Here is a 14,920-nt window from a genome sequence, read left to right on the forward strand (position 1 = left end):
AGTTTTAATCTTTACCAATCCATGGTAAGGGATTGAAAGGTTGACCGTTACGGCGAAGTTCGAAGTAAAGTCCGGGTTTTTCTTCTCCGCCCGTATTGCCGACCGAGGCAATGGTTTCGCCACGAGAGACCCTGTCTCCGACGCTCTTGAAAAGCGATTCATTATTGGCGTAAATCGACAGATAACCGTCACCGTGATCCACGATGATTAAGTTACCGAATCCACGCAGCCAATCGGAGAAAACCACCTGACCGTTTGCGCAAGCCAAAACATCGCTGCCTTGGCGGGCTTGAATCATTAATCCGCGCCACGTTGTACTCTTACCGGAGACATTGGCTCGGGCCTGACCGTAACGACCGACAATCTTACCCAAGGCAGGCATCAGCAACTTACCACGCTGCTTAGCAAAGGCTCCGCTGGGGGTACGACCTCCGACCGAGACTTTGCCGCTTGCCGGCTGTTTTTTGCGGGCTTGCTGAGCGCGTCTTTCGGCTTCGGCTTTGCGTTGAGCGAGAACTTTATCAATATTGGCGACCAACTCACCCAAGCGCTGCTGGTCTCGCTCCAACTTGTCAATGGAGGCTCGTTGCTCGGAAATCTGTTTTTTTAATTTTTCAAGCGTTTCTTTGCGAGTTTGCTGCTCTTTCATTAATTGAGCGCGCCCTTCTTTTTCACTGGCTTCAATTCCTGCCAGTTCTTTGCGTTTGCTTTTGGTTTCCTCCGAAACTGAGTGAATGTTTGCTTGCTGTTCAGACAGTTGATTGACTGCTTTTTGCTGGGCTCTGGCAAAGTAGCGCAAGGAAGCGGCGTCTCGCGCAACCTCATGGGGATTATTGCCGGCAATGAGTGTCTGCCAAGATTGGCGGCGAGAATTCAGAAATTGGGCCCGCGCAATGGCTCGATTCTGTTTTTCAGCGCTCGTCAATTGACCGTTAACAGCCAACTCCTGTTCCCGAAGTTCTTTTAAACGGTTCTCGACGCGAGAGCGTTCGCTACTCAGTTCACGCAGCCTGCGGTTGGCTTTTGAGATGGCCTCTTCGCTGGCAGCCAATGCATCACTGGCTTCATTTTGACTCGCCTCTGTCTGAGAAAGTTGCTTTTTCAAAGAACCGAGCTGTTCCTGCAGAGATTTCTGCTGGCTTTGAAGTTCATTGCGTCGCTTTTCACTCACGTCGGAAGCCGAACTCTTTGAGGAAGTCCGTTTGGCGGACGTTTGAGTGTTTTTTTTGGCTGTTGTCTGTCGTTTGGTCGAATTGCTTTTCGTCGAGCGGGCGGTTGTTTTCTTCGCATTCGTTTGTTTTTTCTGAGTGGTTTGGGCATAAGCCTGCCCGATCCCGCTGTACGGAAAAAGCGGGGAAGCGCTCAAACAGAGCAAAGCGCCCGATAAACCGAGCGCTTTAAAAAACACAGAAAGTGAATGCGAAATCAATCTCACTTTTTGGCTTTACCCTGAGCAGCTACAGCGGCCATAGCTGCTTCAATTTCAGCCTGATTGCCGAGATAGTAATGGCGAATCGGCTTCATATCATCGTCAAATTCATAGACAATCGGGCGAGCGGTCGGAATATTCAGGTGAACAATTTCCTCATCGCTGATATTGTCAATGTACTTAATCAAAGCACGCAAAGAATTGCCGTGGGCAGCAATCAGTACTCGCTTACCTGAACGGATAGTGGGTTCGATTTCTTCCTTCCAATAAGGAATGACACGTGCCACGGTATCCTTGAGGCATTCGGTTGCAGGGATTTCTTCGGGTTTTAAGCTTGCGTAACGGGGATCGTTACCGGCCCAACGTTCATCATCGGGGCTCAGCGGCATCGGCGGAATGGCATAAGCGCGACGCCAGATCAGGACTTGTTCGTCACCGTACTTGGCAGCTGTTTCAGCCTTATTTAAACCCTGCAGAGCACCGTAGTGACGTTCATTCAAACGCCAGGAATTCTTGACGGGCAGATACATGCGCTCCATGGCATCCAGGGCAATCCAAAGTGTATGGATGGCACGGCGCAAGACACTGGTGTAGGCGATGTCAAAGTCATAGCCTTCGGCTTTGAGCAATTCACCGGCCTTTCGAGCTTCTTCACGACCTTTTTCGGTCAAATCCACATCGGTCCAGCCCGTGAAACGGTTTTCCAAATTCCATTGGCTTTCGCCATGTCGCATCAGTACAAGCTTAAACATAAGAGTCTCTATATCAAAGAGTGAGAAAAGAAAAGTTAACCTCACAATTTTAAAAGAATTGGCGTGGCTGGGGTTTTGAAACATACAAAAAGTTGTAATTTGTTGTACTATCCAACATCAAGATGCGATTGGCTTTTAACCGACCGCTTTTTCTTTGAATCATCAGCAGCGAGAAAATCGTGTTTGAATTTTTACTTGACAATATCTTGTTGGTAGCCGTGGTTTTTATTTCCGGCGCTTTCTTACTTGAACCCTATGTCCGTAAGCGTTCGATGGGACCGAGTCTCAACAATGAAGAGGTAATCGATTACATCAATAAGAAGAATGCTTTTGTTTTGGACGTGCGAGCTTCAAAAGATTTCAAACGAGGTGCCATCGCCGGCTCCAAGAGTATTCCTATTGACGGCTTTGAAGGACGAGTCAACGAAGTTCCGAAGGATCGCCCCGTGATCGTCGTGGATACGGTGACGACTTCCAGCGTTAAAGCCGCCAAAATTTTGCGCGCTCAGGGCTACAAAGATGTATTTGTCCTTGAAGGCGGTATCAAGGGTTGGGTGGATGCCAAGCTACCCTTTACCCGTTAATATATTTTTGATTGTTTTAATTATTCCTTTTAAGGATTTTGAAAATGGCAGACGAAACCAATACGACCGCTCAACAGGATCAACAACCCGAGGCTCCGAGCACCGCTTTCCAACTCGAACGTTGCTACATGAAGGATGCTTCGCTCGAAATGCCTCATGCACCTGAAGTGTTTGTCACCCCGCTGCAACAACAACCGACTGTTGATATGCAGTTTGAAGTCAGTCTTAAGAAGCTTGATGATGCTCACCAGGAAGTGACGGTTCGAGCCACGGTGACGATTAAGGCCGATCAGAACGTGATGTTGATCGCAGAAGCTAAGCAAGCCGGTATTTTCCAAATCCGTGGTTTCAATGAAGAGCAAATGGCTCATATTGGCAATGTAATTTGCCCGACCATTGTTTACCCGTATCTGCGTGCTAATATCGCCGATATGATTACCCGTACCACGATGGCTCCGGTGAATCTGCCGGAAATGAATTTTGAAATGTTGTATCAACAACGTTTGGCTCAAGCCGCCGTGGCAGCCGATCAAGCTAAGGCTGAACAACAAAATTAATATCCGGCGCATCCGTGTGCCAAAATAAAGGGAAAGAACCACGGCGCTTTTGTCCGTCAGTCTTTCCCTTTTTCTGTATATGACAACCAATTCAGCGATCCAGGCCCCTCAACTTTCCAGTCGTTTGCTGCGACTGGCTCTGCTTTGGGTGATTGTTTTAATTGCCTCGGTTATCTATACCCTATTTTTGTCCCGACAAATGGAAATCACCACTGATGTGATGCGTCGGGCAACAGATATCAGAGCTGAACTTTTTCAAGTCGGTTACGATCTGACAACCGGCTTTGCAATGAGTCTGTCGGTTGACGTGCAAGGGGTAGTGTGGCGTGTGGATCAAACGCTTAATCTGGCTATTTTAGGCGATGAATCTACGTATCGAGTCATGGCCCGTGATGAGCGCATTGATGCGATTATGGGCCATATTGATGAGATTTGGCGTCAAAGTGTCAAGCCCTTGTTGTTGAAGTGGAATGAAACTCACAATATTACGAGCGCAGATCGTCATGAAATTTTGTCTAATCTGGACCGATTAAACGGTGAGTTGGATCAATGGCAAAACCTGATGGATGCCGAGGTCAATCGCAACATTGTGGTGTTGAGATTTACCCAGATAGCGTTGGGCGGTCTGTCGATATTAAGTGTCATTGTTGTGATGTGGTTTCTGTTTGCCTCGGTATTGAAGCCGCTTAACCAGTTACAGGCCGGTATCGAACGGTTAAAAGCAGGAGATTGGAAAACACGAGTTCATGCGGAGGGCACTCAGGAATTTTCAGAAATTTCGGCCGGTTTTAACGAAATGGCCAGTCACCTCGATGATGTTTACACCAATTTGGAAAATATGGTTGAGGAAAAGACTGCTTCTTTGGCCGAAAAAAATTCGCATCTAACGACCTTATATGGTTTGACTGCTTTTTTAGGCGAACAGCACTCCATGGATGAAATGTTGGAGTCCTTCTCTGCTCGTGTGCTGACTTTGGCCGGAGCTCCGGCGGTACAAGTGTGTTTCTGGAACGAAAATCGAGGTGTTTTTGAAAGTATTTTGCAAAAAGGATTGGGAGAATCTGTTTCCAAAGAGTGTGAAAACATCCCAAAAGAATTTAGAGAAAAAATATTTTCGAGCCCCTATCCGATTCGAGCCGGAATGAACCGGCCCGGTGAGGCAATAGAGTCTGACTTCATCCAAAAAGTGATTTATCACATTCGTTATCGTCAGAAGAACATCGGAGTATTCGTTCTTTTCTACCGTGTGGAACAAACACAAAATCGAGCGCTTGATATGTTGCTCGAGAACTTGGGCAGACACCTCGGCGCTGCTATTGAAAATATGCGCCTGGCTGCATTGGATCAACAGATGGCGGTTGCTCAGGAGCGCAATATTCTGGCGCAAAATTTGCATGACTCCATTGCTCAAACACTTTCCTTTGTTAATCTTCAGGTTCAAATGCTCGATGGGGCATTGAAGGCCAAAAATCAGGAACAAATTGATGACGGGATTCGGCAGATCAAGGCCGGTGTGCAGGAGTGTTACGATGATGTACGGGAACTGTTACTCAATTTCCGTACACGCGTCTACAAGGAAGAGCTGGAAGAATTGGTTAAAAGCGTTTTGGAACGCTTTGAAAGGCAGACTCGGGTGACGACTCATCTGACTATTCAAAATGAAGGTTCAGATTTAACATCAGCACAAAAGTTGCAGGTTATCTTCATTTTGCAGGAAGCACTTTCAAATGTGCGTAAACACGCACATGCTCAAACAGTCATGGTGAACATCCGCAACAATGAAAATTTTGAAATGACCGTGATGGACGATGGCGTGGGAATCGATCCGAAAGTACTAAATGAACGAAAGCAAAGCCACGTGGGATTGTCTATCATGCGAGAACGAGCACAAAAAGTGAACGCCCGTATTGAAATTGAGTCCGACATCGATCAGGGAACCACAGTACGGTTGATTTTGCCCAAAGAGGGACGTTGATGACTATTCGAATTCTTTTAGTGGATGACCATACTTTATTTCGCTCCGGCTTAAAAGCGCTTTTAAGTCGTCAGGATGATTTTGAAATTGTGGGTGAAGCCTCCGACGGGTTGGAAGGAGTGAAACTGGCCGAACAGTTAAAACCTGATTTGGTGCTGTTGGATTTGGATATGCCCGTTATGAATGGAACGGAGGCTCTTGCGCAAATGCTTGCCGGCAATCGGGAGTTGCCGGTAGTCATGTTGACGGTCAGTGAAGATGCCGAAGATCTTAAAGAAGCCTTTGTACTGGGTGCAAGGGGTTATCTGGTCAAGAATATTGATGCGGACTACTTGGTTAACAGCGTTCGTCAGGTTGTCGCAGGCGAAAGCGTGATGTCGCCTGAGATGACGAGTAAGTTTGTCAACGGTATCAGAGCCAAGCACCTATCCTTAATGCCGGAAGTGCGTCCTGAGACGGTAAAAAGCCTGACAGAACGTGAGCGGCAAATCCTCGGCTGTTTGGCTCAGGGCGCAAGCAACCGTGAAATGGCCAATCTTTTGAATATGTCTGAAAGTACGGTCAAGGCCCATTTGCAAAGGATCATGCGTCGCTTTGATTTCAGCTCCCGCGTTCAGGCCGCGGTATTTGCGGCCGAACGACACATGGATCGCTATTTGCTTGAAAGCCTGAATCAGAAGAAAAATAACGGCTGATTACAGGGGGCGTTAAATGCCGCCTTCATAATGGTTCTGGCGCCAAGCTTCATAGACTGTAATGGCAACCGTATTGGATAAATTCAGCGAACGGTTGTGCGGACGCATCGGCAGTCGAATTCGCTGAGTTTCGGGGAAGCTGTTGCGGATTTCATCGGGTAGCCCATGGCCTTCACTGCCGAATACGAACCAGTCACCGGGTAAGAAGTGTGAATCAGAAAAGGGGTGTGAGCCTTTGGTCGTCATGGCAAACATTCGGTTTCGGTCAGGTTTTTCACTTTCCAGAAACGCATCAAAGCTTTTATGAACTTTCACGGTGGCATATTCGTGATAATCCAGTCCGGCTCGGATCATGTGCTTGTCTTCAAGTGTAAAACCTAGTGGCTCCACCAGATGTAGCTCACAGCCGGTATTGGCCGATAAACGAATGATATTTCCGGTGTTGGGTGGAATTTCCGGAGCAACTAAAACGATTCTAAACATACTCATCAGAGGGCGCCGTCAGCGCCTTTTTCATTTTTAACAAAGCATTTTTCTCGATTTGGCGGACTCGTTCAGCCGAAACGCCCAGCTCCTGAGCGAGCTCTTGTAACGTTTTCGGAGTGTTGTTACCGCTATCGTCAATATTGAGCCAGCGAGACATGATGACATGTCGGCTGCGTTCATCCAAGCATGCCAGTGCCTGTCGGATACCCTCTTGTTGCATCCGCTCCTCATCTTTTTGCTCCAACACGACGGTGGGTTCCGAGTCAGTGCTGGCAAGCCATTGAATGGGGGCCGTGTTGCGGTCATCATCGCCTTCAGAGTTCTCGGGTGACAGATCAATGGGTGTTTCATTACCGTACATGCGCTGTTCCATCTCGAGGACTTCAGACGGTTTGACATCCAACTCATGGGCAATTTTGTCTGCCTGCGAATACGTCAGAGCGTTTTCTCCCCGCATGGAGCGCAAATTGAAAAAGAGCTTGCGCTGAGACTTGGTTGTTGCCAATTTGACCTGTCGCCAATTTTTGACGATATAGTCCTGAATTTCAGATCGAATCCAGTATTCGGCAAAAGTCATCAGTCGTGCACCGTGAGACGGATCGTAGTGCTTGATGGCTTTCAGCAGTCCGATATTGCCTTCCTGGATCAGATCAGCGTGCGGGATCCCGTAGCCTAAGTAGGTTCGTGCGATAGCGACGACCAGTCTCAGATGGGCCATCACTAGGGCACGGCCGGCGGCCATATCGTTGTTTTTGTGCAGACGATTGACAAGGTCGCGCTCCTCTTCGTAAGACAGAATAGGGAAACGATTGGCAGCCTGAATGTAGGCCTCTAAATTGCCTAAACTCGGGATGACACTGGGGACCTTGCTCTGGTACGGAACAAGGGCAAGAGACGTGCCATTTTTTTTGGTATCGGAATCTGCCATGTAAAAGCCTTAGGGGGAAGATTGCTGACGAGGTCAGGCAAATCGTTCGATTTTAGCGATTGCTCGCTGGGTAATGATACTCGCAATGAGACTGCCGAGCAGGGCGCAAAAAGCGATGAAGCCCGCATTAAATTCCCAGGGTAGAGGAGTGATGGCAATGGAGGTACCGTATTGTTCACCGACGGTTAAAAGCGCTTCATTGAGAAAACCGGTGGCAAAAGAAGATAAGCCGATAGCGATAACGGCTGCCAAGCCCATGGTCAAAAAGCCGCGCCAAGCATAGGGGCGGATGGAAAACGACGGCGTTGCTCCGAAAAGATACAACATGTTTAATTCGGTTTTTTGAGTATCGGCAGCTAAACGAACACTGGCAGCTATGACACAAACGATTAAAGACAATGTGATGGCAACAAAGATCCAGCCCAAATTCGTAATGGCATGAGAAATAGCATCAAGTTTTGTCAGCCAAGTGCTGTCGTAGGCCACGAGACTGACTCCTTTTAATTTTTCAATATTTTTGGCTGTGCGCTCGATATCAGCTGCAGGCATATGCGTATCGAGTGTGACAATAATTAAATCGGGTAAGGGATTGGAGGCGTTGTCCTGATTTTGCTTAATCCCTAAATTTTCGTTGAGAGATTTAAACGCTTCGTCTTTAGGAATTGTGGTGATTTTCATCACGTGTTCATGACGTCCGATTCTTTCTCGCAAATTATCCAGTTGGGCCTTACTGAGGTTCTGGTACGTGAAAACCGTAATTTCAGGGGCAACAGGGATGGCTCGAATGGGTTCGGAGAGGCTGTAAAGAACACTGGCCACGAAGACAGGAATAGTCAGTGACAGACTTGCAAGCATTAATGCAAGGAAGAAAACACCCTTGGCATTTTTAATGCCGCGAAAAACTTGTTGCAGAGCCCAGACGCGAGAAGATGTAAAACTCATCACAGTCCTCCGTGCTGAGAGGCAAATTTCACTTCACGATAGGCGATATCGCGGGGTGCCAACAAAAGGTGAGAGGCCACGATGACCGTTACCCCGACACTGGCAAATTCTCCCAGCAAATTGATGACGGTCTGAGCGTTATTGGCATCCAGGTGGGCAGCAGGTTCATCGGCCAGAATTAAAACCGGTTGGTTGACGACTGCTCGGGCAAGGCACACCTGTTGGCGTTGACCGGAGGATAAATCAATGGGGTAATTCAAAGCCCAATCCGACATATGGCACCGGGAGAGTGCAGCCAGGGCCTGTTGCCTGGCCTGATCGGTTGTGGCTTCCGCAGCCAATGCCGGGAGCATGACATTTTCCAAGATGGTTCGGTCTTCCAATAAAGGTGAATTTTGAAGCATGAGACCGATGGCTCGACGCAACCAGCGTCGTTGCAAGGTGGAAAATTCTTGGACATCTTCGCCGGCCACTCTGACCGCCCCTCGGGTGGGATTGAGTAAGCCTGCAATTAACCGTAAAACGGTGGATTTCCCGCAACCGGTATCTCCGTGTAGGACAACAAACTCCCCTCGGTAGATATCTACCGATACATCACGGAGAACCTGCAGTTTGTCGAATTCCACAAAAACGTGGGACAGCTGCACCAAAGGCTCTTCTTGAACAGGAGCAGTCGATTCAAACATCAAAGATAATTATTTTTCAAAGTCAAACTGATATTTTACGGCTTTCCAAGCATTAACTTCTCTTTGTAAGAGAAAATCTGTTAGCGGATGTTTATCCAACCAACCGGAATGATTAAATGATAATCTCCAATGACCGGGTTGGCTTTGGGATAACTCAAAATCAGGAAGCGTTATATCTTCGCGTTTGTGTGCAATGATGCTTGCCAGACGCAACACCAACAGAGATTTGGCCCAGTCCGGGTTACTGAGCTGAGATTCAATTTTGTACAGTCGCCCTCGATGCCCTAAAACAAGTTGTGAAACCCAACGTCGGTCATTGACAGAAAAGCCTTGCAGGTCGAAATGTTCAATCAGATAGGCCCCTAAGCGGTGGAAACGGTTATGACTGATGAGATTACCTGTTTCGTGCAAAAGTGCGGCCCAATGCAGACGTTTTTTAATATCGTCCGAGGCATCGGGGTAAAGCCGCTCAAGAATCTGTTGAGCCAGCTGACTGACGCGGATTGCTTGAGCCTCTGAGACCCGACTGTAACGCAAAAGTTCTCTGACACTGTTTTCTCGCAAGTCTCTCCCGTTTAATCGAGACCACTGTTCATAGAGTAAGCCCACACGCAGCGCTCCGGAAGAAAAACGAATTTTCTGAATATTCAGTGCCTCGCAGGCAGCGTGCAGTACCGCCAATCCCCCGGTGATGACTTCTTTGCGCGAGTGATGCAAATCAGCAAAATCCAACTTATCAATATGTCCCCGGGCAATCATGCAGTCTCGAATTTCACGAAGGGTCTCCAGGGTGATAGCTTCGCCTGTCAGTCCGAAGGATTTCGCCAAACTGCAGATAGCCTCCATTGAACCGGATGATCCGTAGGCCTCATCCCATAAAGTGGAGTTAAATCGTTCCCTGCCCTCTTGAAATTCAGCCATAGCGGCAAGCTTTGCTGCCTCATAACCCTCTTTCGTGATGACACCTCCCGGGAAATAGCGCAGGGAGAGATTGACGCAACCGACATGAAAAGACTCACAACGATCGGCATGGTGACCGACGCCGGTGACAAGCTCAGTGGAGCCGCCGCCGATATCAATGACCAATCTTTTTTTATTGGAAAAAGGCAGACGGTGTGAGCAGCCTTCAAAGACTAAGCGGGCTTCTTCCTGACCGGGCAAGATTTCAATAGGAAATCCCAGAAATTTCTGGGCTTTTTCGAGGAATTCCTTGTTATTTTGAGCGACACGGATGGTTTGGGTGCCGACGGCTCTGACCGAATCAGGGGGAAAATCTTTAATTTTTTCGTGAAATCGGCTGAGTGTTTTGAAAGCTTTATTTTGTGCTTCTTCGGTGAGATAGCCCTCAGGATCAAGTCCGGCAGCTAAGCGAACCCCTTCCTTGCAATAGTCTTCGCAAATGATACGGTTGCCTTCCACACGGCCGATCTCTAATCGGAAGCTGTTCGAACCGAGGTCAACGGCGACTAATCGAGTGGTCATTTTTTACCCCTTGCGCGTTTGGCTTCAAGGGCTTTGCAAACCGTTGGGCTGACAAAGGCAGAAACATCCCCGCCCAGCCGATGGATTTCCCGAACCAAAGATCCTGAAATAGATTGGGTCCCGTTCATAGGAGGGAAAAATACGGTCTGCACATTTTGGTTGAGGGCATGATTGACACAAGCCATGCGTGTTTCATAGTCAAAATCACTGCCGTTTCTGACTCCGCGAATCAATACCGTGGCCCCTGTTTTTTTAACAAACTCGCTTAACAGACCTTCAAAACCGAGGACTTTTACCCCTTTTAAATTCCCTAATGTATCCCGAGCCAGCTGAACTCGTTCCTCATAGGAAAAAAAGGTGTTTTTTCCCGTATCAGCGGCCACAGCGACGATCACTTCATCAAAAATTTGTTGGGCACGGCGTAAAACGTCTTCATGACCCAAGGTAAAGGGATCGAAAGTGCCGGCATAAATCGCAATCGTCATCATAATTCCCGGTTATTGCAGACAAGACGGAATGTGACGGCCCCTGCGTCAGATTGCCGTATTACTGTCAATTTTAAGTCAGATAAAATTTTTGCATCCCATTCCCGTGGGGATTCTATGTAAATAAATCCATTCTCTTTTAAATGAGGAAGAGCTAACTTAATGGCTTTTTCGTGTAAATTGAGTGCAAAAGGCGGGTCGATAAAAATAATGTCGAATTTTTTATTAATGGTTGGTAACAAATTCAGGCTGTCGGCACAGTGAATATCCAACACTTTTTCGGCTTTGAGTTTTTCTCGTATAGCGAGCAATTTAGAAAAAGCGGCTCTATTTTTTTCGATTAAGGTGACTGTTTTGGCTCCGCGACTGGCAAGCTCCAGTCCCAGGGCACCGGAACCTGCGAAAAGATCCAAACCTTCTACTTGAGAAAAGTCTCCAAGAAGGTGAGTGAGCCAATTAAAAAGCGTTTCTCTGACGCGATCACCGGTCGGACGCAGGCCGTTGAGATCGGATACCGTTAAAGGGGTTCGCCGCCACATTCCTGCAATGATACGGACGGTACCTGCACCGCGCGCTCTTGCTAAACTTACGGGTTGTGATGAATTTTGTTTTTTTGATGGACGCATACACTAATGATAACGACTGAAAATAAAAAAGCGGGTTGGTTGGAACGATTAAAAAGCGGTCTTCATCGAACCCGAGTCAATATTATCGGACTTTTTACCGGTGGAAAAGTTGATGAAGACTTTCTCGAAGAGCTCGAATTTGCACTGATTTCTGCAGATATGGGCGTTTCAACCGTTGCCGAACTGTTGACAAAGCTTCGCGACACGATCCAGCTCAAAGGTCTGAAGACTCAAGATGAAGTCAGAGAGGCACTTCGCGAGGAAATAGTGGCTTTATTAAAGCCCGCACAAGGTAGCATTGATTTAAATCGGACTAAGCCGCTTGTGATGATGATGGTCGGGGTGAACGGTGCAGGCAAAACTACCTCAATCGGCAAAATCAGTAAATGGCTTTCTGCACAGGGTAAAAGCGTTTTGTTGGCAGCCGGCGATACGTTCAGAGCTGCGGCTCGGGAACAGTTGGCTGTTTGGGGAGAACGAAACCGGGTGGAGGTCATTTCTCAAACCGGAGGAGACCCTGCAGCGGTAGCTTTTGATGCCGTGAGCGCCGGAAAGGCACGTGGCAGTGATGTGGTGATTGTCGATACCGCCGGGCGACTGACGACTCAGACTCGCCTGATGGAAGAACTCAAAAGAATCGCCCGTTCCCAAAATAAATCCTTGGAGGGGGCGCCGCACGAGGTTATTCTTGTGATTGACGGAACAAATGGTCAGAACGCTTTGGCACAGGTAAAAGCCTTTGATGAGGCTGTTCCGTTAACCGGGTTAATCATTACGAAGTTGGACGGGACTGCTAAAGGAGGGGTCCTGGTTGCTATCAGTCGCATGAGGGCTCAAAACCCCATTCCGATCTATTTTATCGGGGTCGGTGAGTCTATTGAAGACCTGCAACCCTTTAATGCCGAGGAGTTTGCTCGAGCTCTTATCGGTTAAGACGATTACGGGACTTCTTTGAGAAGTCCCGCAATCAAAGCGAATGCGATGAACTAGAAACGATCTCTGAAGAAATTCTTCAGTTTGTCCCAGCTCGAAGATTTCGGTTCTGCAGGTTCAGATTTCGGTATTAAATGGTTGTCGTGACGAATTTTCTCAACATCCAGACTGACCGTGGGGTTGTACCATTGGTTGCCCAGGTTAAATGTCAGTTTCAAACCCGACAGATTGGAACCGGTCAATTGTCCTGTCAGTTCCTGTTCATCCAAGGTGACTTTTGCACTTCCCTGAGTGCGTAAGGAACCGAAATTGATTTGGAGTCGTTCAACGTTGGCCAGACCGTCGTGAATGGTAGCGATGCCTTCGATATGGTCGGTTTGTGTGAAAAGCTCACTATTTTGTTGCGGTTCTTTAAATGCTCTTAAATTCTTAACGGCTTCGTCCAGGTTGAAACCGAAGATTTTTGCCCGTGCAACAGAAAATCCGATTTGGCCGTTAAGCGTTTCCTGCAGGAAGCCGTCGCCATAGAGGTTGGCCTGAATATTCATGACACCCCCCATTTTGCTGTTGCCGTTTGTGTCGGCAAGTAAAGACGACAGGTTAATGCTCTCGCCGCTGTAGCGAACGCTCCAGTGACCTTGGGCATTCAGTTGCACATCCAATTCAGTCTTGCCCTCATAGGTCACCGCTTGGGCTTTGGGTAGACGCAATACGCCGTTTTGAACGGACATGTCGGACTTTAATTGAACCAGCTTGACCGGTCCGGTCTTTAGTTCTCCGACAACCAATGAGCCTTCAAAGTCAAACAAATTTAAAAAACTGAAGTCTGCCTCACCGCCGGTCGGTTCATCGGTGGTGACGGAAGGAGTCCCTTCGTTCTGAACGGCTGTATCAGAGACTTCGCTATTAACGTTTTGGGCAATAGCCTCCGGTTCATTTGCTTTTGTTTCACTTGTGCCAGGATCGGCAGTAGCCACATTGGTGTCTGTTGCGGAGTCGCTTTCAGAATCAATCACTTGATCGGATTCGGGGTTGGCGTTATCCGTTTGAACATTGTTTGCGACCGGTTTCTCATTCGGTTCAACAGCGGTGGACTCCGATGGTTCACTTTGTACCTGTTCGGACTGTATTGCTGCGGCATCCGTTTCGAGTAAGGGCAGGGTCTTTTGTGCTTTCTGCAAAGAGTTGAAAACAGAAAAATCATTCAGTTCCAAACGCCCGAATACAACGTCTCCTTTGATGGCCGGGTGGTCAAAACCGGCGCTTTCACCTTGCAGACTCATCGGAGCTCCGTGAACACGGGCGAAAAGTTCCCCTTGTACCTTTTCATTGCTCCAATCGACTTTTGCATTGCCGGAGACGGGGATACTTTCTGTTTGTCCGGGCAGACGCAATGTACCTTGAATGTGATCGGTCGTTGACAAAACCTGCTGACGGTCAAAAACGATCGGGGAACGCAGCTCAAAAGCTAATTCCTGTGCGCCGCTGCCCTTTTTGTATTGAACATAAATGTCCGGGGCTTGCAAAGCATCTTTCGTAATGTTTAATTCGGCGACTGTCAAAGAAATATCGCCCAAAGACGGGTCACCGCCGACATTTAATTGAGCGGTTTGAGCATAGACATTTTCTGCGGTAATTTGAGTCAAAGGAGAACTCAATTGGGTATTAAATGACCGACCTTGATGAGTACCGGTGGCCTTTAGCAATAAATTTTCCAGTGCCATTTGGCCGGAAGCTAAATTTAAATCAAAAGTAAAAGCCCCCTCAATATCCATCAGCAAACTGTCCGGTAAGAGCTGAGCCTGAGAAGAAAAGGCAACGGGAGCGTGCATTTGAGGAGAGGGGGAGCCTACCGTTGCACGAAGATTTTGCAGCTTCAGGATTTTATCTTCAAATTTCAGACTGATATCGGAATTGTTCAGTTCAACGGAATTGATTGTTACTCCGTCAATTAACGCCGTTTGTGTGGAAATGTTGTTTTTTAGCCACGATGAAGGAGTCGGACAGTCAGTTTCCTGTAATGAAAAACCGTCAATCAGGAGGTTTTCAATGTGAACTTGGCCGAAAGCAAGCCACAGGGGACTCACCGTAAAATGGGCAGAACGATAAAAAGCAACGAGTCTGTTTTGTTCGTCAAAAAGTTGAGCGCTGGGCAAAGAGATATTAATCGTCGGTAACACTCTGACCGTGGGTAACTCATTGGTACGAATAGTCATGCCGGTTTGATTGAATGAGTGCTGTATGCGACTTTGCACAGACTCCGGGGTCACCAGAAAATAAAGAGCAACCACGCTGCCGATAGCCAGTAGCACTAAAACGCAAACAATCCACAAAATAGTGCGAAGGATACGCATGGGAAA

General features: G+C 47.7%; 15 protein-coding genes. 5 read left to right on the forward strand and 10 right to left on the reverse strand.

Features of this window, described 5'->3' with window-relative positions; genetic code table 11:
- Positions 1-4: 4 nt before the first annotated feature.
- Positions 5-1,435, reverse strand: a complete 1,431-nt coding sequence (locus tag H5985_RS00765; protein ID WP_205049404.1) for a peptidoglycan DD-metalloendopeptidase family protein — start codon at positions 1,433-1,435, stop codon at positions 5-7.
- Positions 1,432-2,181: a 2,3-diphosphoglycerate-dependent phosphoglycerate mutase gene (gpmA, locus tag H5985_RS00770; RefSeq protein WP_205049405.1), complete on the reverse strand. Its 750-nt coding sequence runs from the start codon at positions 2,179-2,181 to the stop codon at positions 1,432-1,434. Before gpmA ends, H5985_RS00765 begins: the two co-directional genes overlap by 4 nt.
- 179 nt (positions 2,182-2,360) lie before the next feature.
- Between gpmA and H5985_RS00775 the strand changes: the two genes are divergently transcribed.
- The 4 genes from H5985_RS00775 (at position 2,361) to H5985_RS00790 (ending at position 5,992) form a co-directional block, all read left to right on the forward strand.
- Positions 2,361-2,765: a rhodanese-like domain-containing protein gene (locus H5985_RS00775; RefSeq protein WP_205049406.1), complete on the forward strand. Its 405-nt coding sequence runs from the start codon at positions 2,361-2,363 to the stop codon at positions 2,763-2,765.
- A gap of 44 nt (positions 2,766-2,809) precedes the next feature.
- Positions 2,810-3,322 (forward strand): protein-export chaperone SecB, encoded by a 513-nt coding sequence (gene secB / locus H5985_RS00780; RefSeq protein ID WP_205049407.1) that lies wholly within the window; start codon positions 2,810-2,812, stop codon positions 3,320-3,322.
- A 79-nt stretch (positions 3,323-3,401) separates the two neighbouring features.
- Complete coding sequence (locus H5985_RS00785) at positions 3,402-5,297, forward strand: ATP-binding protein (protein ID WP_205049408.1); 1,896 nt, start codon at positions 3,402-3,404, stop codon at positions 5,295-5,297.
- A complete protein-coding gene (locus H5985_RS00790; RefSeq protein WP_205049409.1) occupies positions 5,297-5,992 on the forward strand; it encodes a response regulator in 696 nt (231 codons plus the stop codon). Before H5985_RS00785 ends, H5985_RS00790 begins: the two co-directional genes overlap by 1 nt.
- Before the next feature lie 12 nt (positions 5,993-6,004).
- Here H5985_RS00790 and trmL read toward each other — a convergent pair whose 3' ends face one another.
- The 7 genes from trmL to rsmD are packed head-to-tail and all read right to left on the reverse strand — an operon-like array spanning position 6,005 to position 11,627.
- The gene (trmL, locus tag H5985_RS00795; RefSeq protein ID WP_205049523.1) at positions 6,005-6,475 is read right to left on the reverse strand and encodes a tRNA (uridine(34)/cytosine(34)/5-carboxymethylaminomethyluridine(34)-2'-O)-methyltransferase TrmL; all 471 of its coding nucleotides are present in this window, start codon (positions 6,473-6,475) and stop codon (positions 6,005-6,007) included.
- Positions 6,468-7,406 (reverse strand): RNA polymerase sigma factor RpoH, encoded by a 939-nt coding sequence (gene rpoH / locus H5985_RS00800; RefSeq protein WP_205049410.1) that lies wholly within the window; start codon positions 7,404-7,406, stop codon positions 6,468-6,470. Before rpoH ends, trmL begins: the two co-directional genes overlap by 8 nt.
- Before the next feature lie 33 nt (positions 7,407-7,439).
- Positions 7,440-8,348, reverse strand: coding sequence for a cell division protein FtsX (locus tag H5985_RS00805; RefSeq protein WP_205049411.1), 909 nt, complete (start codon positions 8,346-8,348; stop codon positions 7,440-7,442).
- The gene (locus H5985_RS00810) at positions 8,348-9,034 is read right to left on the reverse strand and encodes a cell division ATP-binding protein FtsE (RefSeq protein WP_205049412.1); all 687 of its coding nucleotides are present in this window, start codon (positions 9,032-9,034) and stop codon (positions 8,348-8,350) included. The genes H5985_RS00805 and H5985_RS00810 overlap by 1 nt, the downstream gene beginning before the upstream one ends.
- Positions 9,035-9,043: 9 nt before the next feature.
- The gene (locus H5985_RS00815) at positions 9,044-10,516 is read right to left on the reverse strand and encodes a Ppx/GppA phosphatase family protein (protein WP_205049413.1); all 1,473 of its coding nucleotides are present in this window, start codon (positions 10,514-10,516) and stop codon (positions 9,044-9,046) included.
- Positions 10,513-11,001, reverse strand: coding sequence for a pantetheine-phosphate adenylyltransferase (coaD, locus tag H5985_RS00820; protein WP_205049414.1), 489 nt, complete (start codon positions 10,999-11,001; stop codon positions 10,513-10,515). The genes H5985_RS00815 and coaD overlap by 4 nt, the downstream gene beginning before the upstream one ends.
- Entirely contained in the window at positions 11,001-11,627 is a 627-nt protein-coding gene (gene rsmD, locus H5985_RS00825; RefSeq protein WP_205049415.1) for a 16S rRNA (guanine(966)-N(2))-methyltransferase RsmD, read from the reverse strand. Before rsmD ends, coaD begins: the two co-directional genes overlap by 1 nt.
- Positions 11,628-11,633: 6 nt before the next feature.
- Between rsmD and ftsY the strand changes: the two genes are divergently transcribed.
- Complete coding sequence (ftsY, locus tag H5985_RS00830) at positions 11,634-12,560, forward strand: signal recognition particle-docking protein FtsY (protein WP_205049416.1); 927 nt, start codon at positions 11,634-11,636, stop codon at positions 12,558-12,560.
- A gap of 53 nt (positions 12,561-12,613) precedes the next feature.
- Here ftsY and H5985_RS00835 read toward each other — a convergent pair whose 3' ends face one another.
- Positions 12,614-14,914: an AsmA family protein gene (locus H5985_RS00835; RefSeq protein ID WP_205049417.1), complete on the reverse strand. Its 2,301-nt coding sequence runs from the start codon at positions 14,912-14,914 to the stop codon at positions 12,614-12,616.
- Positions 14,915-14,920 lie beyond the last annotated feature (6 nt).

It is taken from the genome of Parasutterella secunda (genome assembly GCF_016901835.1).
In the GTDB taxonomy this organism is placed as follows: Bacteria; Pseudomonadota; Gammaproteobacteria; order Burkholderiales; family Burkholderiaceae_F; genus Aphodousia; species Aphodousia faecavium.